Annotated in this window: 28 protein-coding genes and 1 riboswitch; of the genes, 25 read left to right on the forward strand and 3 right to left on the reverse strand. The window is 37.5% G+C overall.

Translation table 11 applies throughout. From position 1 onward, the window contains the following. Nucleotides 1-59: 59 nt before the first annotated feature. From A6B45_RS02275 to A6B45_RS02330, 12 genes are all read left to right on the forward strand, one after another. Nucleotides 60-905 carry a bifunctional 5,10-methylenetetrahydrofolate dehydrogenase/5,10-methenyltetrahydrofolate cyclohydrolase gene (locus tag A6B45_RS02275; protein WP_072613154.1) on the forward strand — a complete coding sequence of 282 codons (846 nt, stop codon included), beginning with the start codon at nucleotides 60-62 and terminating at the stop codon, nucleotides 903-905. Nucleotides 906-940: 35 nt separating this feature from the next. Then, on the forward strand, nucleotides 941-1,954 hold the full coding sequence (comGA, locus tag A6B45_RS02280) for a competence type IV pilus ATPase ComGA (RefSeq protein ID WP_438501789.1): 1,014 nt from the start codon (nucleotides 941-943) through the stop codon (nucleotides 1,952-1,954). Beyond that, nucleotides 1,923-2,933, forward strand: a complete 1,011-nt coding sequence (locus A6B45_RS02285; RefSeq protein WP_072613156.1) for a type II secretion system F family protein — start codon at nucleotides 1,923-1,925, stop codon at nucleotides 2,931-2,933. Before comGA ends, A6B45_RS02285 begins: the two co-directional genes overlap by 32 nt. Next, a complete protein-coding gene (gene comGC, locus A6B45_RS02290) occupies nucleotides 2,930-3,241 on the forward strand; it encodes a competence type IV pilus major pilin ComGC (protein ID WP_072613157.1) in 312 nt (103 codons plus the stop codon). The genes A6B45_RS02285 and comGC overlap by 4 nt, the downstream gene beginning before the upstream one ends. After that, entirely contained in the window at nucleotides 3,225-3,626 is a 402-nt protein-coding gene (locus A6B45_RS02295) for a type II secretion system protein (protein WP_072613158.1), read from the forward strand. Before comGC ends, A6B45_RS02295 begins: the two co-directional genes overlap by 17 nt. After that, the gene (locus A6B45_RS02300) at nucleotides 3,601-3,813 is read left to right on the forward strand and encodes a hypothetical protein (protein WP_237048956.1); all 213 of its coding nucleotides are present in this window, start codon (nucleotides 3,601-3,603) and stop codon (nucleotides 3,811-3,813) included. The genes A6B45_RS02295 and A6B45_RS02300 overlap by 26 nt, the downstream gene beginning before the upstream one ends. Further along, nucleotides 3,803-4,216, forward strand: a complete 414-nt coding sequence (locus tag A6B45_RS02305) for a prepilin-type N-terminal cleavage/methylation domain-containing protein (RefSeq protein WP_072613159.1) — start codon at nucleotides 3,803-3,805, stop codon at nucleotides 4,214-4,216. The genes A6B45_RS02300 and A6B45_RS02305 overlap by 11 nt, the downstream gene beginning before the upstream one ends. Beyond that, complete coding sequence (locus tag A6B45_RS02310) at nucleotides 4,209-4,496, forward strand: hypothetical protein (protein ID WP_072613160.1); 288 nt, start codon at nucleotides 4,209-4,211, stop codon at nucleotides 4,494-4,496. The genes A6B45_RS02305 and A6B45_RS02310 overlap by 8 nt, the downstream gene beginning before the upstream one ends. Nucleotides 4,497-4,533: 37 nt before the next feature. Then, nucleotides 4,534-5,517, forward strand: a complete 984-nt coding sequence (locus A6B45_RS02315) for a class I SAM-dependent methyltransferase (protein ID WP_072613161.1) — start codon at nucleotides 4,534-4,536, stop codon at nucleotides 5,515-5,517. Between the two features lie 64 nt (nucleotides 5,518-5,581). Further along, entirely contained in the window at nucleotides 5,582-6,841 is a 1,260-nt protein-coding gene (locus A6B45_RS02320; protein WP_072613162.1) for an acetate/propionate family kinase, read from the forward strand. 75 nt (nucleotides 6,842-6,916) lie between these two features. Beyond that, nucleotides 6,917-8,218 carry a glycoside hydrolase family 73 protein gene (locus tag A6B45_RS02325; protein ID WP_072613163.1) on the forward strand — a complete coding sequence of 434 codons (1,302 nt, stop codon included), beginning with the start codon at nucleotides 6,917-6,919 and terminating at the stop codon, nucleotides 8,216-8,218. A gap of 380 nt (nucleotides 8,219-8,598) precedes the next feature. Continuing rightward, nucleotides 8,599-9,564, forward strand: a complete 966-nt coding sequence (locus A6B45_RS02330) for a GRP family sugar transporter (protein WP_072613164.1) — start codon at nucleotides 8,599-8,601, stop codon at nucleotides 9,562-9,564. A gap of 41 nt (nucleotides 9,565-9,605) precedes the next feature. On the opposite strand, the gene greA is transcribed toward A6B45_RS02330, so the two are convergent. The 3 genes from greA to A6B45_RS02345 all read right to left on the reverse strand — a co-directional run bounded on the left by greA (nucleotide 9,606) and on the right by A6B45_RS02345 (nucleotide 13,459). Further along, a complete protein-coding gene (gene greA / locus A6B45_RS02335; protein ID WP_072613165.1) occupies nucleotides 9,606-10,088 on the reverse strand; it encodes a transcription elongation factor GreA in 483 nt (160 codons plus the stop codon). A gap of 55 nt (nucleotides 10,089-10,143) precedes the next feature. Continuing rightward, nucleotides 10,144-12,753, reverse strand: a complete 2,610-nt coding sequence (locus A6B45_RS02340; RefSeq protein ID WP_072613166.1) for a YfhO family protein — start codon at nucleotides 12,751-12,753, stop codon at nucleotides 10,144-10,146. An 88-nt stretch (nucleotides 12,754-12,841) separates the two neighbouring features. Next, nucleotides 12,842-13,459 carry an NAD(P)-binding oxidoreductase gene (locus A6B45_RS02345; RefSeq protein ID WP_072613167.1) on the reverse strand — a complete coding sequence of 206 codons (618 nt, stop codon included), beginning with the start codon at nucleotides 13,457-13,459 and terminating at the stop codon, nucleotides 12,842-12,844. A gap of 124 nt (nucleotides 13,460-13,583) precedes the next feature. Between A6B45_RS02345 and A6B45_RS02350 the strand changes: the two genes are divergently transcribed. The 13 genes from A6B45_RS02350 (at nucleotide 13,584) to A6B45_RS02410 (ending at nucleotide 25,620) form a co-directional block, all read left to right on the forward strand. Next, the gene (locus tag A6B45_RS02350) at nucleotides 13,584-14,735 is read left to right on the forward strand and encodes an AAA family ATPase (protein WP_072613168.1); all 1,152 of its coding nucleotides are present in this window, start codon (nucleotides 13,584-13,586) and stop codon (nucleotides 14,733-14,735) included. Continuing rightward, on the forward strand, nucleotides 14,732-15,889 hold the full coding sequence (locus A6B45_RS02355; protein WP_072613169.1) for a vWA domain-containing protein: 1,158 nt from the start codon (nucleotides 14,732-14,734) through the stop codon (nucleotides 15,887-15,889). Before A6B45_RS02350 ends, A6B45_RS02355 begins: the two co-directional genes overlap by 4 nt. Then, complete coding sequence (locus A6B45_RS02360) at nucleotides 15,886-16,176, forward strand: hypothetical protein (RefSeq protein ID WP_072613170.1); 291 nt, start codon at nucleotides 15,886-15,888, stop codon at nucleotides 16,174-16,176. The genes A6B45_RS02355 and A6B45_RS02360 overlap by 4 nt, the downstream gene beginning before the upstream one ends. Further along, nucleotides 16,173-16,679 (forward strand): hypothetical protein, encoded by a 507-nt coding sequence (locus tag A6B45_RS02365; protein ID WP_072613171.1) that lies wholly within the window; start codon nucleotides 16,173-16,175, stop codon nucleotides 16,677-16,679. Before A6B45_RS02360 ends, A6B45_RS02365 begins: the two co-directional genes overlap by 4 nt. Before the next feature lie 350 nt (nucleotides 16,680-17,029). After that, complete coding sequence (locus A6B45_RS02370) at nucleotides 17,030-18,205, forward strand: ABC transporter substrate-binding protein (protein ID WP_072613172.1); 1,176 nt, start codon at nucleotides 17,030-17,032, stop codon at nucleotides 18,203-18,205. A 57-nt stretch (nucleotides 18,206-18,262) separates the two neighbouring features. Next, on the forward strand, nucleotides 18,263-19,141 hold the full coding sequence (locus tag A6B45_RS02375) for a branched-chain amino acid ABC transporter permease (protein WP_072613173.1): 879 nt from the start codon (nucleotides 18,263-18,265) through the stop codon (nucleotides 19,139-19,141). Further along, on the forward strand, nucleotides 19,141-20,115 hold the full coding sequence (locus tag A6B45_RS02380) for a branched-chain amino acid ABC transporter permease (RefSeq protein WP_025267811.1): 975 nt from the start codon (nucleotides 19,141-19,143) through the stop codon (nucleotides 20,113-20,115). Before A6B45_RS02375 ends, A6B45_RS02380 begins: the two co-directional genes overlap by 1 nt. Continuing rightward, nucleotides 20,087-20,872 (forward strand): ABC transporter ATP-binding protein, encoded by a 786-nt coding sequence (locus A6B45_RS02385; protein WP_072613174.1) that lies wholly within the window; start codon nucleotides 20,087-20,089, stop codon nucleotides 20,870-20,872. The genes A6B45_RS02380 and A6B45_RS02385 overlap by 29 nt, the downstream gene beginning before the upstream one ends. Further along, on the forward strand, nucleotides 20,869-21,582 hold the full coding sequence (locus A6B45_RS02390) for an ABC transporter ATP-binding protein (protein ID WP_072613175.1): 714 nt from the start codon (nucleotides 20,869-20,871) through the stop codon (nucleotides 21,580-21,582). Before A6B45_RS02385 ends, A6B45_RS02390 begins: the two co-directional genes overlap by 4 nt. Before the next feature lie 37 nt (nucleotides 21,583-21,619). Then, a riboswitch (TPP riboswitch) is annotated at nucleotides 21,620-21,710 on the forward strand. A 147-nt stretch (nucleotides 21,711-21,857) separates the two neighbouring features. Then, nucleotides 21,858-22,637: a hydroxyethylthiazole kinase gene (thiM, locus tag A6B45_RS02395; RefSeq protein ID WP_072613176.1), complete on the forward strand. Its 780-nt coding sequence runs from the start codon at nucleotides 21,858-21,860 to the stop codon at nucleotides 22,635-22,637. Then, on the forward strand, nucleotides 22,630-23,463 hold the full coding sequence (gene thiD / locus A6B45_RS02400; protein ID WP_072613177.1) for a bifunctional hydroxymethylpyrimidine kinase/phosphomethylpyrimidine kinase: 834 nt from the start codon (nucleotides 22,630-22,632) through the stop codon (nucleotides 23,461-23,463). Before thiM ends, thiD begins: the two co-directional genes overlap by 8 nt. After that, entirely contained in the window at nucleotides 23,456-24,094 is a 639-nt protein-coding gene (thiE, locus tag A6B45_RS02405; protein WP_072613178.1) for a thiamine phosphate synthase, read from the forward strand. The genes thiD and thiE overlap by 8 nt, the downstream gene beginning before the upstream one ends. A gap of 119 nt (nucleotides 24,095-24,213) precedes the next feature. Next, nucleotides 24,214-25,620: an NAD-dependent succinate-semialdehyde dehydrogenase gene (locus A6B45_RS02410; RefSeq protein WP_072613179.1), complete on the forward strand. Its 1,407-nt coding sequence runs from the start codon at nucleotides 24,214-24,216 to the stop codon at nucleotides 25,618-25,620. The last annotated feature ends 31 nt before the right edge of the window (nucleotides 25,621-25,651 follow it).

A 25,651-nucleotide genomic window follows, 5' to 3' on the forward strand; every position in this document is an offset into this window, starting at 1 on the left:
TATCAAATAAATCTGTTAGAATGATAATAACACATTTTTATTTGAAGGAGTAAAAAAATATGACAGAAATTTTAGATGGTAAGGCGGTTGCAAAAACCATCAATGAACAAACAAAAGCACGTGTGGCTAAACAAAAAAAGCCTGTCACTTTAGCAGTTATTTATGACCCTTCAAATGATGGAAGCCAGTTATATGTTGGTATGAAGTCACGTCAAGCAGCTAAACTCGGTATTGCAACGCAAGATATACCAATCTCAACTGATGCAACAACAGAAAGTGTTATTCAATTAGTAGAAGAGCTAAATGACGATGAAAGTATTACAGGAATTCTGGTTCAGAGTCCGTTAACCAAAGGAATTAAAGAACGACAAATTTTTTCTGCTGTAGCACCACATAAAGATGCTGACGGTCTAGGAGCAACAGTTCAAGGAATGTTATTCGGTGATTCTTTGGAAAATTATACTGTTGCGGCAACGCCTCAAGGTGTGATGACACTTTTGGCGCAATATAATATTCCTTTAAAAGGGAAAAATGCTGTGGTCGTTGGCCGCTCACAATTATTTGGTAGGCCAATGTTTGCTTTGCTCACTAACGCAGACGCTACAGTAACCCTAGCACATCGCTATACCGAACCAACGACTTTAAAGTCACTTTTGAAAAATGCAGATATTGTGGTTGTTGGTGTTGGTATTCCAAACTTTATTCAAGGTGAAGACCTGAAAAAAGGCGCTACAGTAATCGATGTTGGTATGAATGTTGTTGATGGGAAAGCTACGGGGGATGTGAACTTCCCCTCAGCCCAGGGGATTGCCGATTATATAACCCCCGTCCCAGGTGGTGTTGGACCAATGACTATCGCAACGTTGTTAGAAAATACAGTAACATTAGCAGAACAAAATCAATAAAACGACAAACAAAAAGCATCTGGCATATTCGTCAGATGCTTTTTTGTGCGAAAAGATATCTAAACTCGTATGATACTGTGAGCTCAAAAAAGAGAAAGGAGTTAATAATGGAAATTAATCAATTACTTGATAACGCTGTTGTTGAGGAAGTTAGTGATATTTACATATTGCCTAACAATGATAGGTTTATTATAAAGTTTCATACTGGTGGTTCAATAGTAACTCAAGAATATTTGGAAAATAAAGCTGCTGAAAAAATGATTTCAGCTATTAAATATCGTGCTAAGATGAATATTTCTGAGCGGAGAAGACCACAACTCGGACGTTTTCAAAAACAGGATATTTGGATACGTGTTTCAACTGTGGGAGATTTTTTGAATCGAGAAACGGTTGTTTTACGGATAATTTATCCTGCACAGCATGCGCAAAATTGGTTGGCAGAAAAGCAATTTAATGAGATGTCATTAAAGTTACCTGATTCAGGACTATTTTTAATTTCAGGACCAACGGGATCAGGTAAAACAACAACACTTTATCATTTATTAAAAAGCATTGCAGAAAATAAATTAGTATTAACCATTGAAGATCCCGTAGAAATTAATGCCCCAGAGTTTGTGCAGTTGCAGGTTAACGAAACAGCGGGCATTGACTATACAGAATTAATTAAAGTAGCTTTACGCCACCGACCTGAAATCTTACTAATCGGAGAAATTCGTGATGCCAAAACAGCTCAAGCTGTGATACAAGCGGCTTTGAGTGGACATTTAGTATTTAGTACTATTCACGCAATGTCAACAAAAGATGTTGCTTTACGTTTGTTGGAACTAGGTGTTGATAAAAGTCAGCTTGAAGCAGCACTAACAAAAATTGTTTATCAAAGGCTAGTGCCCACGACAGATAATAAGCAAGCTGCCGTTGCTGACTTTGTAGAAGGAATGCCTTTAAAAAATTCACCAAAATTTACTAATAGATGGCGAGAAACGCTGGCGGATGCCGTGAAAGAAGGAAAGATAACAAATGAAACCTATCAAAAGTTTAGCGCGCTTTAATAAGCGGGACCAGGTATTATTTTTTCAAGAGCTGGGTGAGCTCCTATCATCTGGCTATAGTATCGCGCAGAGTATTGATATTTTAGCTAGTGCACATCAAAAATGGCAATCAATCCTTAGTCAGGTTCAGGAGGGTTTATCAACAGGGCAACCATTCTATCAAGCTCTCGAGGCATTTATTAGTCCAAATATTTTATTACAATTGCGGTTATCAGACCAACATGGGAATGTTTCCAATACACTGGTTCGAATTGGGCAGACCCTTGCCAAATTTCAACAACAACAAAACAAATTATCACAGGTCATGCGTTATCCAATTATTTTATTGGGTATCCTCGGTTTGTTGCTGATTGGACTAAAATGTTTTTTATATCCAATGATCAATCAATGGCGAGAAACTAATCAAGAAGCGACTAATTATCCGTATGTATTTATGTTCTGCACCGGTATCTTAGCTTTAATCTTCTTAACACTGTGGTTATGGTATTGGCATCATTTATCATCGATCCAACAATTAAATATACTAGCTAAATTGCCGTTTATGGGGACGGTAGTGCGCAGTATTGTTACTTATCAAATTAGCCAACAATTATCAATGTTAATGTTTAGTGGACTAACGTTACCAGAAATTATTGATGAAGTTGCACAACAAAATAATAAATCGTACGCAGTTGCGCTTGCGCATGATATTCAAAAACAGCTCAAATTAGGCGGTAATGTCGAAAGATATATATTATCACAGTCATTTGTTAATGATTCATTGGCTGGATATTTTATTCGTGGGCATAAGCCTAAGGTGCTTGCTCGCTATCTCGATTATTATTCAAAAACACAATTTCAATTACTTATGCAACAAACTGACCGCTTTATCGGTACACTACAACCATTATTCTTTGGTATTATTGGCGTTGCAATTGTTGGTCTTTATATAAGCATGCTATTACCAATGTATCAAACAATCGGAGGACTATATCAATGACCATTTTTAAGAAATCAAAAAAAGCATTTACATTAATTGAAGCAGCAATTGTACTCTTTATTATTAGTTTATTAATGTTACTTATTCTGCCAAATTTAAATGCACAGCGTAAACACGCTATAGAAAACCATGCGACAGCGATGGTATCAACTGTTCAAACACAAATTGATTTATATCAAAATGACCATCCCAATCAGGATAATGTGACTCTCGCTGCACTAAAGTCAGAAAATTATTTAACTGAGAAACAGTTTCAAAAAGCACAAGATCTTAAAATAATAATTGTTCATAATGAAGCACGCAAATAGTGGGTTTACATTAATCGAGTCAGCTGTAACATTAGCGATTGTGAGTTTGCTGCTTTTTGTCGGGGTACAAACATCGGCGCACCCCAAAACAGACACTCAACAATGGCTAGCAACATTTCAAACCTACTGGCAAAACGCAAGACTAACAGCACAACATGAACAAAAAACAGTTGAGGTTATTTTTGATGAGAAGGAAGTTAGACTTAATAATCAAGTATTAGTTTATCCAGCAGGTATAAAAAAAGATACGCGACAAAAAATAAATGTCTTAACAACAGGCTATGTTGCACCAACCACAGTGACACTAACAGGAGAACAGACGATAAAACTAATATTTAGTCTTGGAGGAGGAGAATATCGTGTTGAAACAAATAATTCAAAATAAGCAGTCCGCATTTGTTTTGGCAGAATCAATGTTAGCTTTAATATTAGTATCAGTGTGCATGTCATTTGAGTATGAACAAGTTCATCAATTTCATGTTCACAAAAGCAACTTGGAAAGAAAACTAAAAGTTGCAGAACGAGAGCGAATTGATGCTATAAATCAGTGGGAAGAGTCAAATGAAAAATGATGGATTTACATTGGTAGAAGCTTTGATATCATTGTTTATAGCTTCGTTAGTTTTGATTTCTTTACAGTTTGTTGTTCCGCTCCTAAAGCAAATCTCTGATGCTCCAAAGGGAACAGTACTGCAAACCATCACGCATCAACTCGAAACACAAAAATATACTATAACGTCAGCAACATTGACATCAGCGAGACTCAAAAGCTATGAGGGTAAAGATATGTATCTTGAAGTCAAAAATGATAAATTACAATTAAGTGGCAGTAGTGCGGGCCAGATAATTTTAATGCAAAACGTAACAGATTTGGCGGTGGATAATAGCAATAATTACTTAAACTTAACAATTACAACTAACAAAGGTAAATTTTCAAGTATACTACATTTAAAGAAGACGGTACAAAATGAATAAAAAAAATGCTTATGTCTTAGTACCAACCATTCTTGTTCTGGGGGCATTAAGCACGTTATTTATTTTGCAGAATATGTCTTTTAATCAACAGTTGCGGGCGCGAGCACATTTGATTGAAATGGCAAAGATTGACAAGATACAAATGATTGTCAGTACACAAGTATACAAACATAATGCCACCAAATTCAATTTTGATGAGGCTAAAGTCACCATTATGGATAAGCAAATAAAAATTTACTTAGGAAAGCGTATATATCAGCGTGAATTGCTTGTGAAATGACCTTGAAAACTGGTCCTAAAACCGCTAAAATAAACCTATGACACAAGAAAAAATAGCACAATATTTTGATGCTTTAACTAGGGCTTCGCAATCTTTGGTTAAAGACACGAACATCAGTTATATCGATGCACTAATTGAGATACTTGAAGATATTAATTCGCATACTGTCCATCGTGAATTTGATAAGCCAAGTAACGATGTGGTGCAAATAATACAGTCAACAATTGATATGAACTGGTCTTTATTATCACCAGCTGAAAAACGCAAAGCACTACAGTTGGCTGTTTTGAAAGCTAATCGTGAGGATCAAATTCCTTCTAATTATCAGATTACTCCCGATGGAATTGGCTATTTGCTGGCTGATTTTATTAACCAGACAGCCGGGTTACGAGATGGCGATACGATTATCGACATGAACGTTGGTTCAGGTAATCTTTTATGGACAATAAATGAGATGCTAGACGTGTCAATTAAACGCGTGGGGATTGACAATGATGAAACACAACTAGCGCTCGCGTCCGCCACAGATGAAATAATCAATAGCGATGAAACAACTCTATACAAAGAGGATACCATCAGCGTAGAAGATGCTCCTAAAGCCAAAGTTGTTATAGCTGATTTACCGGTTGGGTATTATCCACTTCAGCCAAGTGACAAATTTATAACTCGTAATCAAAATGGATATTCTTTTGTTCATCATCTACTTATTGAAAAGTCATTGGACTTTGTTACAGATGATGGATGGATATACCTACTTGTACCCGCAAATATTTTGAACGGCGATGAAGCAAAGAAAATACTACAATTTGTTACATCACAAGCACAACTTAAAGCGTTTCTACAATTGCCAAACGAATTTTTCCAAGATCCGCGTGCAGCAAAAGCTATTTTAGTGCTTAAAAAGCAAAAATCTAAAAATAGTGAAGTACTCATGGGTCAATATCCTTCGCTCAAGGATTTGAAATCATTGCAAAATTTTTTGCAAGAAATCAAAGCGTGGGTTAAACTAGAGAATGAGTAAAATTGTTGTATTCGTGGCATTGTCACTTAGAATTTAGGTAAGAAAGACAGGTAAAAAGAATATCATGGCTAAAACAATGGCTGTTAACGCAGGTAGTTCATCACTAAAGTTTCAATTATTAGAGATGCCTGCAGAACAAGTAATTGCACAAGGTGTTATCGAACGCATTGGTATGGACGATGCAATAGTAACGATTAAATACGGTGCAGAAATCAATGCAGAGCGCTTGGTTGGCCATTCAGAAGATGACGAACATATTACTTTGTCCAAAGACGGCAAAGGTAAGAAGTATGAAAACGTTACTGCAATTAAAAACCACCAACAAGCTATTAACTTCATGTTGCAAAAGTTAACAGATCTGGGGATTATTAAGGACTTTAATGAAATTACTGGTGTCGGACATCGTGTTGTTGCTGGTGGTGAATGGTTTAATCATTCCGTGGTAGTAACAGATGAAGTACTGGCTAAAATTGATCGTCTTGCAGATTATGCACCGCTTCACAACCCAGCCAATGCTATGGGAATTCGTGCTTTCCAGAAGCTTCTTCCTGATGCATTGTCAGTGGCAGTCTTTGATACTTCTTTCCATCAAACAATGCCAGATGAAAACTTTCTTTATGCCTTACCCTATGAATACTACACACGTTATGGTGCTCGCAAGTATGGTGCGCATGGCACATCGCACCGATATGTTGCATCGCGTGCAGCCGAACTACTTGGAAAAGACCTGAAGAGCTTGAAATTGATTACATTACATTTGGGTGCAGGTGCATCAATTACGGCTATTAAGGATGGTAAGTCATTAGATACTTCTATGGGATTTTCTCCTTTAGCGGGTGTTGCTATGGCAACGCGTTCAGGAGATGTCGATGCCTCACTAGTCTATTATATTCAAGAACGTGAAGGACTAACTAATGAAGAGATGTTGAATATATTGAATAAAAAGTCCGGCTTGCTTGGTATTTCAACGATTTCAAGTGATATGCGCGATTTACTAGATGTTCAGGACACTAATGAACACGCCAACATGGCTATTAGAATATTTATTAATCGTGTTGTTAAATATGTGGGACAGTATGTTGCTGAAATGGGAGGCGTTGATGCCATCGTATTTACAGCAGGAATTGGTGAAAACTCGGTCCCAGTTCGTAAAATGATTATTGATAAATTAAACTACTTTGGTGTGAAATTAGATGAAGAAAAAAATAATGTTCGCGGCAAAGAAGTTGAAATATCTACGAATGACTCCAAGGTCAAAGCCTTGTTGATCCCAACCAATGAAGAACTAATGATTGCTAGAGATGTTGAATCTTTGAAAGCATAGTTAGATGTTAGAGTATGTGGACGGCTAGTGGACTACACTAGCCGCTTTATTACGCTGTAAGAGGTGAGATGAGATATGCAGTCCAGAAAAGAAAGACATCAGCATGAGATCAAAAATGCTGAGGCGATTGAGAAAGGCCTCGATCCATTTGCTGATACAATGAATAGTGGGAATAAGAGCGGTAACCCTAGAAAAAAACGTAAAAAGCCTAATCGTCTGATATTACTTTTGTTACTTTTAGTCATAGTGATAGGTTTGTTTTTCGGATTAAAAGTTTTATTGACAGATAATACAGCTGCATTAGATCCGAATGACACAACGTTTAAAACTGTGAAAATACCATCCGGATCTACACCCTCTCAGATGGCAAAAGCATTGCAAAAACAAAAAGTTATTAAAAGTTCTGAGGCCTTTTACAAATATTCATTAAAGCACGGTGCTGAAGATCTCCAAGCAGGTACTTATAAAATATCACCTTCTCAAACGGTTCAATTGATTTTCAAACAGATGACGCTAGGACCTAATGCTGGACCACAATTGGGCAAAGGATATGTTTTGGTAGCAACGGGTCAGGATCGGTCGGCTATTGCCAAAAACGTTGCTAGTGAGACTAAATTGTCACAAGATAAAGTGAATAAGGCATTTAGTGATAAATCTATTATTGCTAAAATGAAGGCAAAGTATCCTGATTTATTGAAAAATATGTCTTCTAAGAGTAGCTTGGCAGATTATGTTTACCCAGCTGCCTACGATTTAAATAAAGTGACAGATGTTACTGATTTAATGACGAAATTGTTGGCAACTTCAGATAAACAACTAAAGTCGTATTATAAAGACTTGAATAAAGATGGTATAAATAAGCCTGCTGTTATAACATTGATGGCTACTTCGGGTAAAAGCGAATTCGAACATCGTTTGGCTTTTGTCAATAAAATTGCACCATATGCTCAGACACTCAGTAAAAAATATGGTATCTTAGCATCAATATCGATAGCTCAAGCAGCACACGAATCAAACTGGGATAACTCAAAACTATCATCTAAATACAATAACTATTTTGGTGTTAAAACTCAGGATGAGACAGCAGGAAAATCAGTTGTTTTGGAAACAACTGAGTATGTTGATGGGAAACCTGAGACACAAAAAGCGCGTTTTGCTGTGTATAGCAATTGGAAAGATAGCATGAAAGAACATGCTGAAACATTAGTGAATGGTAATACTTGGAATCCTAATCAATTCCAAGATGTGTTGGATGCAAAGAACTACAAGGAAGCTGCTAAAGCTCTGTATAAAGATTCATACGCAACCGATGTTAATTATCCAAAATTGATTATAAATTTGGTCGAAACATGGAATTTACAACGTTTTGATAAATAAATATAAACCCGATTATCTAGACACTCTAGATAATCGGGTTTTAATATACGATATTACTGAATATGTTTTCAATATATATTTCTTATTTAATTTTAATATTTTAAAAAATGATGTAAATTTACAAAAATCATCTTGTAAATAATTATATCGTACTTAATAAAAGTAAGTGTATACCAGTAGTAATCAGGATTACCAGTAGTATTATAACGTAAACTTTTTCATGATTTGCATTCAAAATTTTTAAGAAATTAACAAGTATTTGAAACCGTTTACAGAAATTGTAAAAAAGGCTTGTGTAAACGGTTTCACTAATGTAAAATAAATAGTGTGAAAAAGTGATGTTTTACAGAACATCATATGGAAAAGGAGCAATATTTAGCATGAGTTTAGCAATCATACTGGCTTTAGTGCCGGCACTAGCTTGGGGTTCCGTTGGAATCGTCAATACAAAAATGGGAGGGACAGCCGGTCAACAGACATTAGGCATGACCTTTGGTGCTTTGATATTTGGCCTAGCAACAATGTTTTTCTTTGTAATGCCACGCCACATCGAATTAAGCAGTCATATTTGGGTTGTCGGTGTCGTTTCTGGTTTGGTTTGGGCAGTTGGAACAGCAGGGCAGTTTTTGGCTATTAAGGATTTGGGCGTTTCGCTTGCTATTCCATTGTCAACAGCCGGTCAAATTGTAGCAAATGCTTTAATGGCGGCCGCTGTCCTAGGTGAATGGAAAACTGCTAAAATGTGGGCAATTGGTGTGATCTCAATCATTACTGTTGTTATCGGTGCAACTTTGATTTCAGCTCGTGATAAAGCAAAAAACAGCGAAGGAATCGAAGCACAAGAGCAAAAAAAGGACTGGACTAAAGGGCTTATCTACCTGATTGTTTCAACTATCGGATTCATGTTCTATTTTGTTTTACCAAACTTCTTAAATAAAGTTGGTTACATTTCTGATGCAATTAAAGCACGTGGTAATGGTGTCGATTATATGACTGCCATTGTTGGACCACAAGCTATCGGTCAAGTTATTGGCGCCTTTCTGATTGTTGTCTTTGTTCTGAAAGAATCAAGTATCATGTTTAAGTTACCAACTTGGCGTAACATTGTAACAGGTCTAGTTTGGGCTGCTGGTAATATTTTCATGTTCATCTCAGCTGCCAATCCTGATGTTGGTCAAACCATCGCAACGACATTCTCACAATTAGGTATTATTGTTGGTACTTTTGGTGGTATCTATATATTAGGAGAAAAGAAGTCAAGTTATCAAATGAAGTTAATTGTGATTGGTACAATATTAGTTGTTATTGGCGCAATTATCATCGGCAATATTTATACTTTCGCATAATTTAAAAAAGCACCTAGGCAGGTGCTTTTTTAACACTGGAATTATTTAGTTACGTTAATAATTTCGACGTCAATGCTAATGCCATTTGGCAATGGAACAGCAACGGTTTCCCCGACCTTTTTACCAATTAAGGCATTGGCCATGGGTGACTCGTTAGAAATTTTTCCTGCCAAAGGATCAGCTTCTACAGAACCAACAATAGCATATGTTTCAGGTTCTTCATCTGGTAATTCTTTGAATGTCACCGTCTTACCTAATGAAACTTCGTCCTTGGCTGTTGCATTAGAATCAATGATTTCAGCATTATCAATCATATTTTTTAAAGTTTGAATGCGTCCTTCAACAAAGGCTTGTTCATCTTTAGCTGATTGATATTCTGAGTTTTCTGATAAGTCCCCGTATGATCTTGCAACTTGAATACGTTTTGTAATTTCTGGTCGTTGATTAGCAATAAGATCTTCCAACTCAATTTGAAGCTTGTCACGGCCTTCAGCAGTCATTGGATATGTTTTTTCTTCAGACATAAGTGTTTCCTTTCAATTTGCGCTTTTTTCCGCAAAATATAACGGAAAAAGCATATCATGTGTGGATTTTTTTTGCAATAGATTTTCGATTAATTATTAACAATAGCAATAAGGCGAGTAAGCTAATTATCACCCCGTAATAGAAAAGAGGTGGTGTGTAAACAAAGGAGATTTTATGGAGACCAGGTCTCGTTTTTACTGCTATAAAATAGTTGGCTACTTTGGTCGTTTTGACTATTTTACCATCAACCTTAACTTGCCAGCCCGGAATCGACGGAATAGTTGTCATAATGAGTGGCTTTTTGGTCGTTGTTTTGATAGTGCCTTCAATGCGTCGCTGTGAGCGTTTGCTTATCTTTAGGCTATTCTGTTTCAGATTAGTCGAATCCTTGGCTATTCGCTTATTATCGATGTGATACAGAGTCACATTTGTCAGCGCTAGCGTCTGGGTATCTTTAAGCCTGAATGTAATAGTTTGTAATTTATCCTTGGCATTGGTAGCCAAATTAACAACAACAGTATGTCGATAGGTATTGAATTGCGTAATTACTTTGCCGTTAATTAATAAATCAAAATTTTTAATGTCTAATCCGCTACCAATCGTCAGATAATAACTATCATTAGTTGTGGGCGTAAATTGTAAGTCAAGACTTGCAGGTTTTGCAGCATTTTGTCGAGTGATAATTGAACCAGTAATCATACTTGGTGCAGTAAGGTTATTTCCGATGGATTTTTGGAAGTTGTCAACATGAACAGTTGAGGTCGTTGAGCCAGTTATACCTTGCCAAAGATTACCTTGATTTTGAAGTGGATTATTGAAAAGCATTTTGGTATTCAATGCACCGGAACTAGCTGCAAATGCGAGTGGCAAAGCATTTTTATTTTGATAAATATTTGTGGTTTTGGTAGTGGCCTTAAGCTTGTAATTTTTGGTATCAGGACGAAAACCAATTAGATGTTGGCTAGGCTGACCAGCGTCTCCATTATCTTTGCCATTCGCCGTGATAAAATACTTCATTCCTAAAAAGGCATCAGATAATACGCTACCATTACTATAAACAACGTAATTATCACCATCTGGTTGACCAAAATTACCAAAGAAAGTTGGTGTCGCTTTTGGTAAAGCAGAACTAAAATGAGCACCACCGTAATAGTTAAGCATCATAGAGTCGCCACGTGTTCGTTGGAATGTTTGTGCCACGCGGTACCATGAACGATCTTTTTTAATTTTTTGAGTTGCGTCGGTAAGGGCGCGAATGGCATTTTGGTATTCGGTGTTTGTAAGATATGAAAAATGATTGAGTGTTAATGCTACATTGGCGCCAAGAGAAACGATGGTGATTAGACTAAGCAGCGGCAACCAAATACGATCGTGACTTTTAAAAGTAAAGTGGACTAACGTTAATAAAGCTAATCCAATAAAAATGGCAATGCTATTACTGTCTATGTAGCTTGTCTTTTGATCATTTATAAACGCATATACCGCGATGCCTACAAAAGAAACAAATAGCAAAACAAGCGTTATTTTTTGTGGTCGCCAAGTCGGCTGCCAACTCATTGCGGCTAAGTATATAACAAAAAAACTAATTAGGAAGCTAAACCGGTAAGGATACCAAACTGGATATTGAAAACCATGAAAAAGTAAGGTTAGGGGTGCCCATGTTGTTGCCAAGAAGAGAAAACTTAAAATAGCAAACGCACCAACTTTGACACGCCAATGTATGACACGAGTGGTAATAAAGGTAATCAATGTGATTAAAATAAACGCGCTAACATAGAAATTGGCTTGACCACTCTGCATTTGGTCAAAATCAAAGCTACCCGGAATTAACTTGAGAAGTAGATGCAATGGATTGTTATCAAATTTGAAAGAAAATTCGGAATTATATTGTGATTTACCAAGCGTCAATTGGAAGTAGGTGGGCAAAATAAGCCACGCGGACAATGCGCCACCAATAATAGAACCAAGAGTAAAGTGCCATAAAATAGTTAGACGATGTTTAACATTAGGCCATGTGAGGCGCCACAAAAAATAAAGAACAATAAAGATGGCTACCATGAAGCCAATATAATAATTCGTGATGATAGTAATAGCAAATAAGACGCTATAACGCCACCATGTTTGACGGTAGAATACTTGTTCAAGCTGATAAATTACAAGTGGCAGCATGACAGCTGTATCAAGCCATAGTAGGTTGAGATTATTAGCGACAAACCAACCAGATAGGGCAAAGTTGATGGCAAAGAGGGTAATATAGTAGCCGTGTTGTAAATGCAGTTTTTTTAAAAGGTAACCCATTGAGAGACCAGCTGCACCAATCTTTAAACAGATAACCAATAGAATCGCAGCAGGTAAATTAGCGTTTGATATAAAAAGAAAAATGAAGTTAAATGGGCTCATCAAATAGTAGGCCCATTCACCTAACATATCTCCGCCTAATGCGTTTGAAAATGAATAGAAGAAACTGGATGGGTGTTGTAAAATAGTGTATTTGAATGCTGCAAATTGATCAATGTATTGTTGACCAAGATCAACAGTCAGTATAGAGTTGGAACCAAAGGGTGCCATTTTCCGATAAGCAAAATATCCGATTAGAACAAGAAAAGGAATCCAAAAACTGAGTGCAAGCGGTGAAATTGTGTATTTTTTAATTTTACTTTTCATAAGTATTAGCATACCAAATTTTATTTAAATTGAGAAAAATTAAAACCAGAATCTCCTTCCGTATTAGAAAATTCTGGCCAAATTATTGTTATTTAGTTGAAGAAATCGCAATGGATTCTGCAATATGTTGCTCGGGATTTAATAATAGCTGAGCAATAAACTCTGCGACACTTGTTCTAGTGATTGGGCCACCAATAATTTTTTCGTGAGGATCAGCTTGGACATTCAGTTGTTGCATTTTATTATCATCAGTTAGTTCGTTGGGTCGAATGATTGTATAGTCCAATTGAGATTCTTCGATGCGCCTAGCTGCAGCAGCTTGATCTCCCATGTAGGTGTTTTCATTGTCTGGGGTACCCAAAATATTACGCCAAATGTCAGCAGTTTCAGTAGGTATCTCATTGTAAATACCGATTGTTGCGACCCAAATTAAGCGCTTAACGCCAGCAGTGTGCATTGCGTTAACTAAGGCATTAGCGGCGTTTTTTTGTCGACCTTCTGCACCAATATTTGCATAAACAATATCAATGTCTTTTAGCGCACGAACTAAATTTTCTTCTTTAGTGGCATCAAGTGATTTGATTGACTTTTCAGGGCGAGCGTGAAGAGAAGTTAATGTAATTTTTGTATCGGTATTTGCCAGTATGTCAACCACAATTTTAGCAATTTGACCGTTGGCACCGAGGATTAAAATGTTTTTTGTCATGTCTTCATTTTAGCACGATTGTTTGTGTTGCGGTAGAATATACTTAGAAAGGGTATAGAAATAAACGTGGCGATAATTATTGGCTTTTAGACACGGTTATCTATACATAAAACATGAGGTTTATATGAGTTTAACTTATCAAAAATTACTAGTAGCTGTACCTTTAATTTTGCGTGGCGGTAACGTACCAACCATTGTGGGAGAAGCTGGAATTGGAAAATCTGCCCTTGTTGCTGAAGTAGCTAAAAAATTGGATGCGAAACTTTTTACAACAGTAGTTTCACTATCTGAAAAAGGAGATTTAGCAATTCCAATCCCACCTTTGAATGAGACATCATTCTTGCAAACTAAAAATTATGGTCAATTGGCTGATATTAAATTTGGTTATACACACACTTTGATACAAATTATAGAACAAGCTGAAATCGAGCCGGACCGAACCATTATCTGGTTTTTAGATGAATTCAACCGAGGATCACAAGCGGTACAAGGTGAACTAATGAATCTTGTTTTACAGCGACAAATTAATGATCTGGTATTGCCTGATAATGTCAAACTCATTCTCGCAGAAAATCCCGATGATTCAATGCAAGGGTTTGAGAATGCCGAATATGCGGTTCAAACATCTGATGCGGCGATTAAAGATCGAACCACTCGACTGGTCATGACCGTTTCAGTTCGTGATTGGTTGCAGTGGGCCGCATCAGGAAAAAAGCGACCGCACATACACGGCTTGGTCCGCCAATTTATTGCCGAAAATGCCCAATTATTGTACCCAAAAAATCGAGATATTGACTTGAATCCTACCCCGCGTGCGTGGCAGCGCGTATCTGATAATTTATTCCAGTTGCAAAAACTAGCCAAAGAGCAGCAAGATGAATTGTTATTTGATATCGTAGCGGGAGATCTTGGAGACAATTGTGCCACACAATTTGTGACTTTTGTCCAAGAAAAAATAACTAGTCTAACAGCTGAGGACGTCTTTAATTCAACACCAAGTGGTCCAAAATTACCACAGATAATACGTGAAAAATTCCAGAGTTTTTCAGAAATTCAAAAGCTGAACGTGATGAAAACTTTATTATTAACGGCAGATATGAGACTAGATAATAATGCTGGTCGTTTCAGTGAGTTACTCAATTTGATTGCTCCCGATGGACAGTATGCACTGGTAAAACAAATGACGAGCGCGCCAATTTTGGATGATTTATATGCTTCTGATAATCATTACGCCAACGTGTTATATCAACAGATTATGGATATTGCTACACGATGAAATCAGAGAATGACAAGCTAATTATTGATGGTATTAAAACATTGCTCGATGTATCACCCCTCTACGGTAATATTGTGATGAACTTAGTCCGAGAGGTGAATCCACAGGCTGCTAATCCATTAGCGTTAAAATGGCAAGGACACCACTGGTACTTGGTGGTTAACCCTAATTTATTAACGGCTCGTTTTACATCACACAACCAGGTTGCTGCTGCATTAGCTCATGAGGCTTTGCATGTTATTTGGCAGCATCCGACTCGTTATGCGCAAGAACGAAAACATAATCAAATGGTTGATATAGGTACTGACTTAGCGGTCAACCAATACTTACCAAGTGATTTGGGTGAATTACCTGGTGCAATATCGTTTCAAACTATCAATGAACTCTATCACATTAAATTACCACACAATCAGGATTCATCGACCTATATTTCTTTATTGTCAGAAGTTGATCAAAAAAATTCACAGGCGAAAAAGAAGACTTTGCCAAAACATACGGAATGGAAAAGCGCAAGTAATGCAATAGAAGAAGCTGAGTCTGCATTGAAGAACGTGATAAAAAAAGCCAACGACGATACGAGATACGCTGGACGTGGTAATGTATCGGGTGCTGTTTTGCAACAAATTAGTGAGGTTGTCGTACCGAAGCGCAACTGGAAAAGCATTTTGCGAACTGGTATCAGTCAAGCACCAAATAAAAAGAAAGATTCACGAGCTAGGTTTAATCGCCGACAGGCATATCGACTTGATCTACCAGGAGAAATTAGTCGTTATGATACGGAAATTGCTGTTTTCATTGATAATTCTGCATCAATATCTAATCAACAGGCAAGTGAGTTTTTAGCCAATGCCATGCAGATAACAAAACAATTTGATATTAACGTGCATTTCTTTTCGTTTGACACGAAAGTGCATCAAATTAAAAATATAAAAACGTGGGAACGCCACGCCGGTGGTGGAACAACTTTTCAAAGCATATTCGATGCATTAATTGCTTTAAAATTTTTTCCCCTGCAAACACTGGTAGTTATTTTTACGGATGGTGATGGTGAAAAAGAGTTGATTCAAACCAAATTTAAACATGTGTATTGGTTACTACCAGAGGGGCAAACATTAAGCCTACCATCACCATTTGGAAAGGTTATTACGCTATGAAATTAAAACCTCAAGATCTTAAGAGTTTTATTGATAAAGACAGGCGCTACAAGCGGGCAGAAGCATTACTGATTGGGCAGTGGGAATCATTGCTATTAAGTGAGCCGTGGGACATGCCGATGATTACACGAGCCGATGTTTCTTTTGCCAAAACATTAAGCGAAGCAAATGTTGTTAAAACAGATGTTGATTTGTCGACGTTTAAGGGTGTACAGGCATTTATAAGCCACAACAGCAGTCGGCTAACACCAGACGTTATTAAACTATTAAAGGAGCCATTTTTATGAAAATAAACTTAGTATTAGCACCAGAGCAACCCGTTTCGGAACTGTTAACATTACAAAGCGCTCAACCGCAAAATGTATTTTATTTAGGAAAAATTTCTCAACTGGCAGGGACAAATTTACTCATCATTGATGCACAGAATGTCGTTGCAAAATTTGCCCGTCCTATTGGATTTGAGAGTCGAGCAGTTATCGGACAATTTAAAGGGAACGTTGTTCATCAAATTGCATTTCAGGCTAAGGATAACAATGATGAGTTGATTGCAAAGTTATTAACTGGAAATGCCATTATGGCTCAAAATGATAATGGTAAGTCAGAGTATATGATTTGGTCATTCTGGCCAACTCACGATGAATTAGCACGTTTTCTAGCTAGTGAAATCTATCAACAAATGCACGATTTGATGAAAAATCCGTATACTACAACTTATCAGCACGTGACTGATGCATCGCAGTTATCCTTGACGACCAAAATGCGTGACTTTGACAAGGAGTGGTGGGGATAAGTAATTACAAAGGCTAATTTTCACATTTTTATCGTGTAAAGCCCGATATCTTCTTGACAATGTTTTTACTGGCCTGTATGATATTAGATATTAAGAAATCAGGAGGCAACACATCATGCAAAACATGAATCAAAAACAAAACTCATCTCAAGCCCTCCTTCTCCTCCTCATGCTGTAGTCATGATGAGGTTTTTCGCACTCATGACTAACTGGAATCAGTGTTCATGGGTGTTGAAATGATGAGTATAAATGCTGTCATTATTAACGATTAGTAACCCATGAATTTTGGTATTCATGGGTTTTTTGTTTGCGAAAAGAAGGAATTGAGAGAATAAATTGGAGAAGAAAGAATGAAAAAAATTGTAATTGTCGGCGCTGCGTTTATTGTTGCTATTGTTGCTATCGTTGCATTTGGGATAGTCAATAAGTCTAGCAAAGCATCAACATCAAATGTAATCAAAATCGGGGGTGTCTTTGATACATCCGGTGACGCTTCCTCATATGGAAAGGCTGAGCAAGATGGTGCTAACTTTGCTATAAAGCAAATTAATGCTAATGGTGGTGTTAAAGTTAACGGAAAAAGCTATAAGTTTAAAATCATTAACAAAGATGCTAAGACGGACAATACTGAAACCGCTTCGGTAACAAGTAGTTTGATTAACAAAGAAAAAGTCAGTGCTATCGTTGGTCCCGTGATTACCTCTGGTGTTCAAGCAGCAGTGCCAGTGGCAACTCAAGGTAAGACGCCGATGATTTCACCAACTGCTGGTGCAGACAACATTACTTTGCAAAAGAATGGGAATGTTCAACCTTACGTATTCCGCGCACAATACAAAAATTCTTTTATGGGTACAAAGATGGCACAATTTGCCACAGAGACTTTAAAAGCTAAAAATATTGTGATTTTCCAGGACAATTCTTCCGATTATGGTACTGGTATCACATCTGCATTTAAAAAAGCCTTTAAGGGTAACGTCGTAGATGTTGAATCTTATCAAGAAGGCACGAAAGATTTTCAAGCAGTTTTGACAAAAATTAAGGATAAAAAGTTTGACGCAATTGCAATCAACGGCTACTACACTGAGGGTGGTGCAATTTTGAAGCAAATGCGTGATATGGGAATTGATGTGCCGGTTATTGGACCAGATGGCATTGGTGATCCTAAAACGGCTGAAATTGCGGGAAACAAAAATACAAGTAATGTTTATTACGCGGCACATTTCTCAGTTGATGCACCAGCTACTAAGGTTTCAGCACCATTCGCCAAAGCTTATAAAAAGGCTTATGGCAAGTATCCATCACAATTTACAGCTTTAGCTTATGATTCAGTTCGCATGATAAAAGCAGCTATTGAAAATGAAAATTCAACCAGCAAATCGGCAATTACTAAGGGATTGGCTAACTTGAAAAATTTTGATGGTGTAACTGGTAAGATGTCAATTGACAAAGACCACAATCCTGTCAAATCAATGGTTATGGTCGGCATGACTGATGGTAAAGAGTCATCTGCCGTAGTTGTTAAGTGAACACATTTTCTAGGAAACGTATGAAACCAATGCGTTTTATAATATTTTGAGGTTAAAATGACTACTTTCATTCAACAATTAATCAATGGTCTTATGCTAGGCAGTGTCTATGCGCTACTAGCTTTAGGCTATACAATGGTCTACGGTATTATTAAATTAATCAATTTTGCACATGGTGATGTATACATGCTCGGTGCGTATTTTGGCTATTTTTTCATTAAGGTTTTACATTTAAATTTCTTTATAGCATTAATTCTCGCAATGGCAGTAAGCGCCATTATTGGTGTGGTCATTGAGTATATTGCCTATCGACCATTGCGTCATTCTCCAAGAATTGCAGTTCTTATCTCCGCTTTAGGCATCTCTTTTTTGTTAGAAAATGGCATGACTTATTTATATGGGTCAGATCAACGTTCATTTCCACAGGCGATTAAGACAGTACAATACCATTTTTATGGTATACAAGTTTCAAATATTCAGTTGATTATTGCTGTAACTTCAATAGTTTTGATGCTGTTATTGACTTACATTGTTAAAAATACAAAAATGGGTCGTGCGATGCGGGCAGTATCTGCAGATCCAGATGCAGCTTCATTAATGGGTATCAACATTAATCACACAATTTCATTTACATTTGCAATTGGGTCAGCATTGGCGGCGGCTGGTGGCGTTTTGATTGGATTATATTATAACAGTATCGACCCATTGATGGGGATGACACCTGGGTTGAAAGCGTTTGTTGCTGCGGTTTTGGGCGGTATAGGCATTATTCCAGGGGCAGCAGTAGGTGGTTGGCTAATCGGTGTATTGGAAACAATGGTTCAAGCGACAGCTTTTTCAGATTACAAAGATGCGATCGTGTATGCAATGTTGATTGTCATATTGCTTATTAAACCAACTGGTATTTTAGGGAAAAACAAGCGGGAGAAAGTTTGATGGATCAAGCGCATATTAAATACACGTTATCATGGGCATCTTTGGCTGCAATGGGGTTCATTTTGATATTTGTAGCTCAAATGGTTGGCCTTATTGGTCATTATGGCATCACAACGATTGTACTGATTGGCATTAATATCATTGCTGCACTAGGCCTTAATCTAGTAGTTGGTATTTCGGGGCAGTTTTCGTTAGGACACGCTGGATTTATGGCTATCGGTGCTTACGCGACAGCATTAGTTATGGAAGTTGTTCCTGGTATCATTGGCTTTATTTTGGGAATGGCTGCAGGTATCGTAGTCAGTGGCGTAATTGCTCTAATTGTTGGTATTCCAACATTGCGTTTACGTGGCGATTATTTGGCTATTGCGACATTAGGATTTGCTGAAATTATTCGAATTGTCATTATGAACTTGAAAATAACTAACGGACCAGCTGGTATTTTTGGCATCGAACCTTTTGTGAGTTGGCAATTAGTTTATATATTAGCAGTTATAACATTGATTATTGTGGTCAACTTTGTTCGTAGTATGCCTGGGCGAGCTATTATTGCCGTTCGTGATAATGAAATTGCTGCCGAATCCTTAGGAATTAATACAACTAAGTATAAGGTAATTGCTTTTGTGACTGGTGCATTATTTGCTGCTATGGCTGGTAGCTTGCGTGCAAGTTTCATTCAATCTATTGCGCCTAAAGACTATGCTTTTATGCAAAGTATTATGATTTTAATCATTATTGTAATCGGTGGGATTGGTTCAATGAGTGGAACAGTTGTGACAGCAATTGCGTTAGGTGTGTTAGACACAATGTTACAAAATTTTGGTTCCTTGCGTATGGTCATCTACGCTGTTATTTTAATTGCTGTGATGCTGGTTAGACCTCAAGGTATTTTTGGTAGTCGAGAACTATCATTAAAGAAATGGTTATTTGATGAAGGAGACGGACATGGTTCAGACAATACTGAAAACGCGTGATTTAAGTATCCGTTTTGGAGGTGTAACTGCTGTTGATTGTGTTAATATTGAAGCTGCCGAAAATGAGTTAATTGGTTTAATTGGGCCAAATGGTGCGGGCAAAACCACATTATTTAATTTGCTGACGGGTGTATATTCACCTAGTGAGGGAGAAGTACTCCTGTTTGATGGGCAGCAGTTAGCTAATGTCAATCGTCAATCTCCCGCAAAGCGTGCTCGATTAGGTGTTGCGCGCACTTTTCAAAATATTCGCTTGTTTGGAAGTCGAACAGTATTAGAGAATGTTATGATTGCTATGAATTCTAGTACTCAGGCACATGTATTCAGTTCATTGTTTCGTTTACCTTCATTTTATAAAAATGAAGAGCAACTAAAAAACGAGGCTCGTAAGCTGTTAAGTATTTTTGATATGCTTGAAGTACAGGATACGTTGGCAACAAACTTACCATATGGGCAACAACGACGTTTAGAAATTGTTCGGGCATTGGCCACAAAACCTAAAATCTTATTTTTAGATGAGCCAGCAGCAGGTATGAATCCACAAGAAACGGCTGACTTAACACGTCTAATTAAACAAGTTCAACAAGAGTTTAAGATGACCATTATTTTAATTGAACACGATATGAATCTTGTTATGGATGTCAGTGAGCGATTATATGTATTAGAGTACGGTAAGTTATTAGCCAGTGGCACACCATTAGAAATACAGCAGAATGCCGATGTAATCCGTGCATATTTGGGAGAAAATAACGAATGAGTGTATTACTGACAGTTGAAAATTTAAACGTAAGTTATGGTGCTATTAAAGCGGTACAAGACGTTAACTTTGTGGTGAACAATAACGAAATCGTATCACTAATTGGTGCTAATGGCGCTGGGAAAACTACAATTTTACGTACGATTTCAGGCTTAGAAAACCCCACTAAAGGACGTATTTTATTTGAAAATCAAAACCTATTAACTATGAATTCAGAGCGAATTGTCTCAAGTGGAGTTGCTCAAGTGCCAGAAGGACGGCGCGTGTTTTCTGGCATGACTGTTCAAGAAAACCTACAGTTAGGTGCTTTTACTCGAAGCAAGGGCATTAACTTGAAAGATGAATATGCACTTATTTACGATCAGTTTCCAATTTTAAAGGAAAGACGTAATCAAGATGCGGCGACTTTATCTGGTGGCGAGCAACAAATGCTAGCCATGGGACGCGCATTAATGGCACAACCAAAATTATTATTGTTGGATGAACCTTCCATGGGCTTGGCACCGCTATTTATTGAGAAAATTTTTGATATTATTAAAAATGTTAATGCACAAGGAATGACAGTATTAGTAATCGAACAAAATGCGAATCAAGCGCTAAAAATTGCGGATCGCGGCTATGTTTTGGAAAGTGGAAAAATTACGATGACAGGTACGGGAGCAGATTTACTTGCATCAGATGACGTGCGCAAAGCATACTTAGGCGGTTGATTATTCGTATGGATTCAGGTACACTGAAGTAGAATTAAATAAATATCTGGGGTGCCCAAGCTGGCTGAGAGATACCCATTGAACCTGATTACGGTAATTCGTGCGAAGGAAGATTATAATAATGAACTATTCTAGTGTATAAATATGCCTATTTAGCCGTTAACTAATCTTTTCTGATAGTTAGCGGTTTTTTTATTCATTAATGTTAACTTTAAAATTGACGAAGATATTTGTTTAAAAACACGCAGCCAAACAAGAAAAAAAGGAATTTGATCATGAATATTACAGATGTTAGAACGAAATCACCTCTTGTCCTTACTTATGCAAATTTTGTTACACCACAATTTGTAGCTAATGTAGTTAATGTTGTTGGTGCCTCACCGTTAATGAGTCGCGAGCTAGCAGAATTTAAGGAATTAGCCGGAATTGCCAATGCGGTGATTATTAACACGGGTACGCTTCAAAAAGTAGAAATTAACGATATTATTAAACTTTCTCAGGAAGCATACCAATTAGGCAAACCAGTCATATTAGATCCGGTTGCTGTATCAGTTCCATTTAGGTCTCAAGCCATTACACAATTTTTATCATCTGGTCATGTTGATGTTATTCGTGGCAATGCAGCCGAAATTGCTTGGTTTGCCGATATTGATTTTGCCAGTCAGGGTATTGATGCTACTGGAAAAGGTGACGTAATTGAAATTGCACAGCGTGCCGCCCACAAAACAGGTGCAGTGATTGCGCTAAGCGGGGCTTGTGACGTTGTCAGTGATGGTCAATACACACAAACACTTGATATAAATGTGGAACAATTATCTTCTATTGTAGGGACAGGAGATGCCTTATCATCATTAATTGGCGCGTTTATTGCTGATGGGCTAAAGGTTCCTAATGTGATGAATGCAATGGCTACATTCAAACTTGCTGGACAAAAAGCCGCTACAAAAACGAATCGACCAGGTTCTTTTACAAATCAGTTATTAGATGAACTATTTGTTATTGATAATATCGATGTTCAAAATTTTATGGAGAAAAGTGTGCTCAATCATGGTTAATAAAACACCCCAAGTTTTAACAATTGCTGGTATGGATAGTAGTGGTGGCGCTGGAGTTAGCGCTGATTTAAAGACGTTTGCCGCCCAAGGTGTTTATGGCGCTAATGTGATTGTTGCTCTAACAGCACAAAACACAATGGGGGTACAGCAGGTTTCGATGACCTCCCCATCTATGATCCATGCCCAATTAAAATCAGTGGTTGATGACTTAAAAATAAGTGCTGTAAAAAGTGGCATGCTTGGTGATGTGCCCACAGTAGAAGCAGTTGCTGAATTTTTACAACAAGCAGATTTTGGCGACTATATATTAGATCCTGTAATGGTTGCTAAGGGAGGCGCTCACTTATTGAGTGACGAGGCTATAGTTGCTATTAAGTCTAGTTTGATACCGTTGGCAACGCTCATTACGCCTAATATGCCAGAAGCTGAAGTCTTAAGTGGGTCAAACATTACTAACCATGAAGATGTGATGCAATCAGCTTCAAAGATACAACAATTAGGAGTTGAAAACGTACTATTAAAAGGTGGGCATGCCTCTGGAAAAGATGTTTATGACTATATTCTATTGGCTGATGGTAGTCATTTTTGGCTTAAAAGTTCACGGGTAGATACAATTAGAACGCACGGTACAGGGGATACAATTTCTGCGGCAATTACAGCACGTTTAGCTTTGGGAGATGATATGAAAAAGGCTATTATTTATGCAAAAGCTTATGTTGATGCTACCATTCGTGAGGGTATTGATGTTGGGCATGGGCATGGACCACTTAATCACCAGGCAAGAGTGGCTGACAGGCATTTTCCAGAGGTGCTAGAAAATGTTTGATTCGAGCATATTAGTAAATTATTTTGTATTAGGAACTCAGGACACTAACGGAGAGAGACATTTTTTTGAAGTCTTAGAGGAAGCTCTGCAATCGAAAATCAGCGTGTTTCAATATCGAGAAAAAGGTCAACTAGCTTTAAGTGGATCAGAGAAATTACGAGTAGCCAAAAAAGTCCGGCAGCTAACAGCTGACTACCATGTACCATTGATTATTGATGATGATATTCAACTAGCACATGAAATTGGTGCAGAGGGCGTTCATTTTGGGCAAAAAGACGGCGATATCATCAATAATATTCAATTAGCTGGGAGTCTAGCTGTTGGGGTATCGGTGTCTAACGACAGCCAGTATAAAAGAATAGAGAATATTGAAGGGATTGATTATATCGGAATTGGTCCTGTTTTTCCGACGGTAAGCAAATCTGATGCAAATCCAGAGATTGGGCTTGAAGGGTTACAATATTTGACAAGTAAAAGTAAATGGCCAAGTGTGGCAATCGGTGGAATATCGGAAATAAATTTACCATCTGTTTTATCTACGGGTGTCAACGGTGCTGCTGTAATCAGTATGATTAGTCAAAGTGCAAATATAAGCGCTACCTTAAAATATTGGCGTTCTTTACTTTTATAAATAATGTGCTTTGATGAAAATATCACAAACAAAATATACTTTTCGAATGAATGATGGTGTTATAGTAAGGGTGTTTAGAACAGAAATGTAATTTGTTAATTGAAGAAAGGTCGAATAAAATGAGCTATCAAACAATTAATCCCTTTAACGACGAAGTTATTCAAACATTTGACAATCATGATGATGCTTATGTTGAGAAAGCCATTGCCGAAGGTCATGCACTGTATAAGAAGTGGCGCAATGACCCGGCTAGTAGCCGTGCAGAGATATTAAACAAAATTGCTGACTTGATGGAAGAAGATGCTGATCATTTAGCTAAGGTACTTACTATTGAAATGGGTAAGCGATTTATCGAGGCTCAAGGTGAAGTAGCGTTAAGTGTTTCAATTGCTCGTTACTACGCCAAAAATGGTGCAGATTTTCTTAAGCCAGAACCAATTAAATCCTCGATGGGGGATGCGCAAGTAATTTCGCGCCCCACTGGTGTATTGATGATGGTTGAACCATGGAATTTCCCTTACTATCAAATTATTCGTGTATTTGCACCCAATTATATAGCTGGAAACCCAATGCTTTTGAAGCACGCAAGTAATACGCCAATGGCTGCATCCGAATTTGAAAAAGTTGTTGAACGGGCTGGTGCACCAACTGGTGCTTTTGCTAATTTATTCATTGATTATGATCAAGTGAATAAAATTATTGCTGATGATCGTGTACAGGGAGTGGCGTTAACTGGTTCAGAACGTGCCGGACAATTAATTGCTGCCGAAGCTGGTAAAAATATGAAACAAAGTTCGCTTGAACTTGGTGGAAGTGATCCATTCATTGTTCTGGATGATGCCGATTTATCTGAGATTAAAAAGATTATCGGAGGTGCTCGTCTATACAATGCAGGGCAGGTATGTACTTCGTCTAAACGGTTTATTGTAACCGAAAAAAATTATGATGCAGTACTTACAATGTTAAAAGATGCTTTTGCTGAAGCAAAGCTAGGGGACCCATTGTTGGAAGATACGACATTAGCACCATTAAGTACCAGTAAGGCTAAGAAGAACTTGACCAAACAAGTGAAAGCGGCGGTTGATGCTGGTGCTACTCTTGAATATGGTAGTGTTGTTCAAGATAAACCAGCTGCACTATTTGATCCCGTTATTTTAACTGGTATTACAAAAGACAACCCAGCTTATTATCAAGAGTTCTTTGGTCCAGTTGGACAAGTCTACAAAGTGAAAGATGAAGAAGAGGCAATTACACTAGCTAATGATTCTAATTATGGCTTATCGGGTGTGGTCTTTGGTGGTTCACCTGAGCATGCGACGGAAGTTGCTTCTCGTATTGAGACGGGAGCAGTTTATGTGAATAGTTTTGGTGGTACGTTGCCTGAGCTACCATTTGGTGGTGTTAAAAATTCTGGCTATGGACGTGAGCTAGGACGCTTTGGTATTGAAACCTTTGTGAACAAGGAACTTATTGTTACTAAAAAGGAACCAATTGATTTAGATAATGCTTTTGGTGGATTTGTTTAAAAATTACTAATTACCGGTTATCCCTGGTTAA

This window comes from Leuconostoc suionicum (genome assembly GCF_001891125.1).
In the GTDB taxonomy this organism is placed as follows: Bacteria; Bacillota; Bacilli; order Lactobacillales; family Lactobacillaceae; genus Leuconostoc; species Leuconostoc suionicum.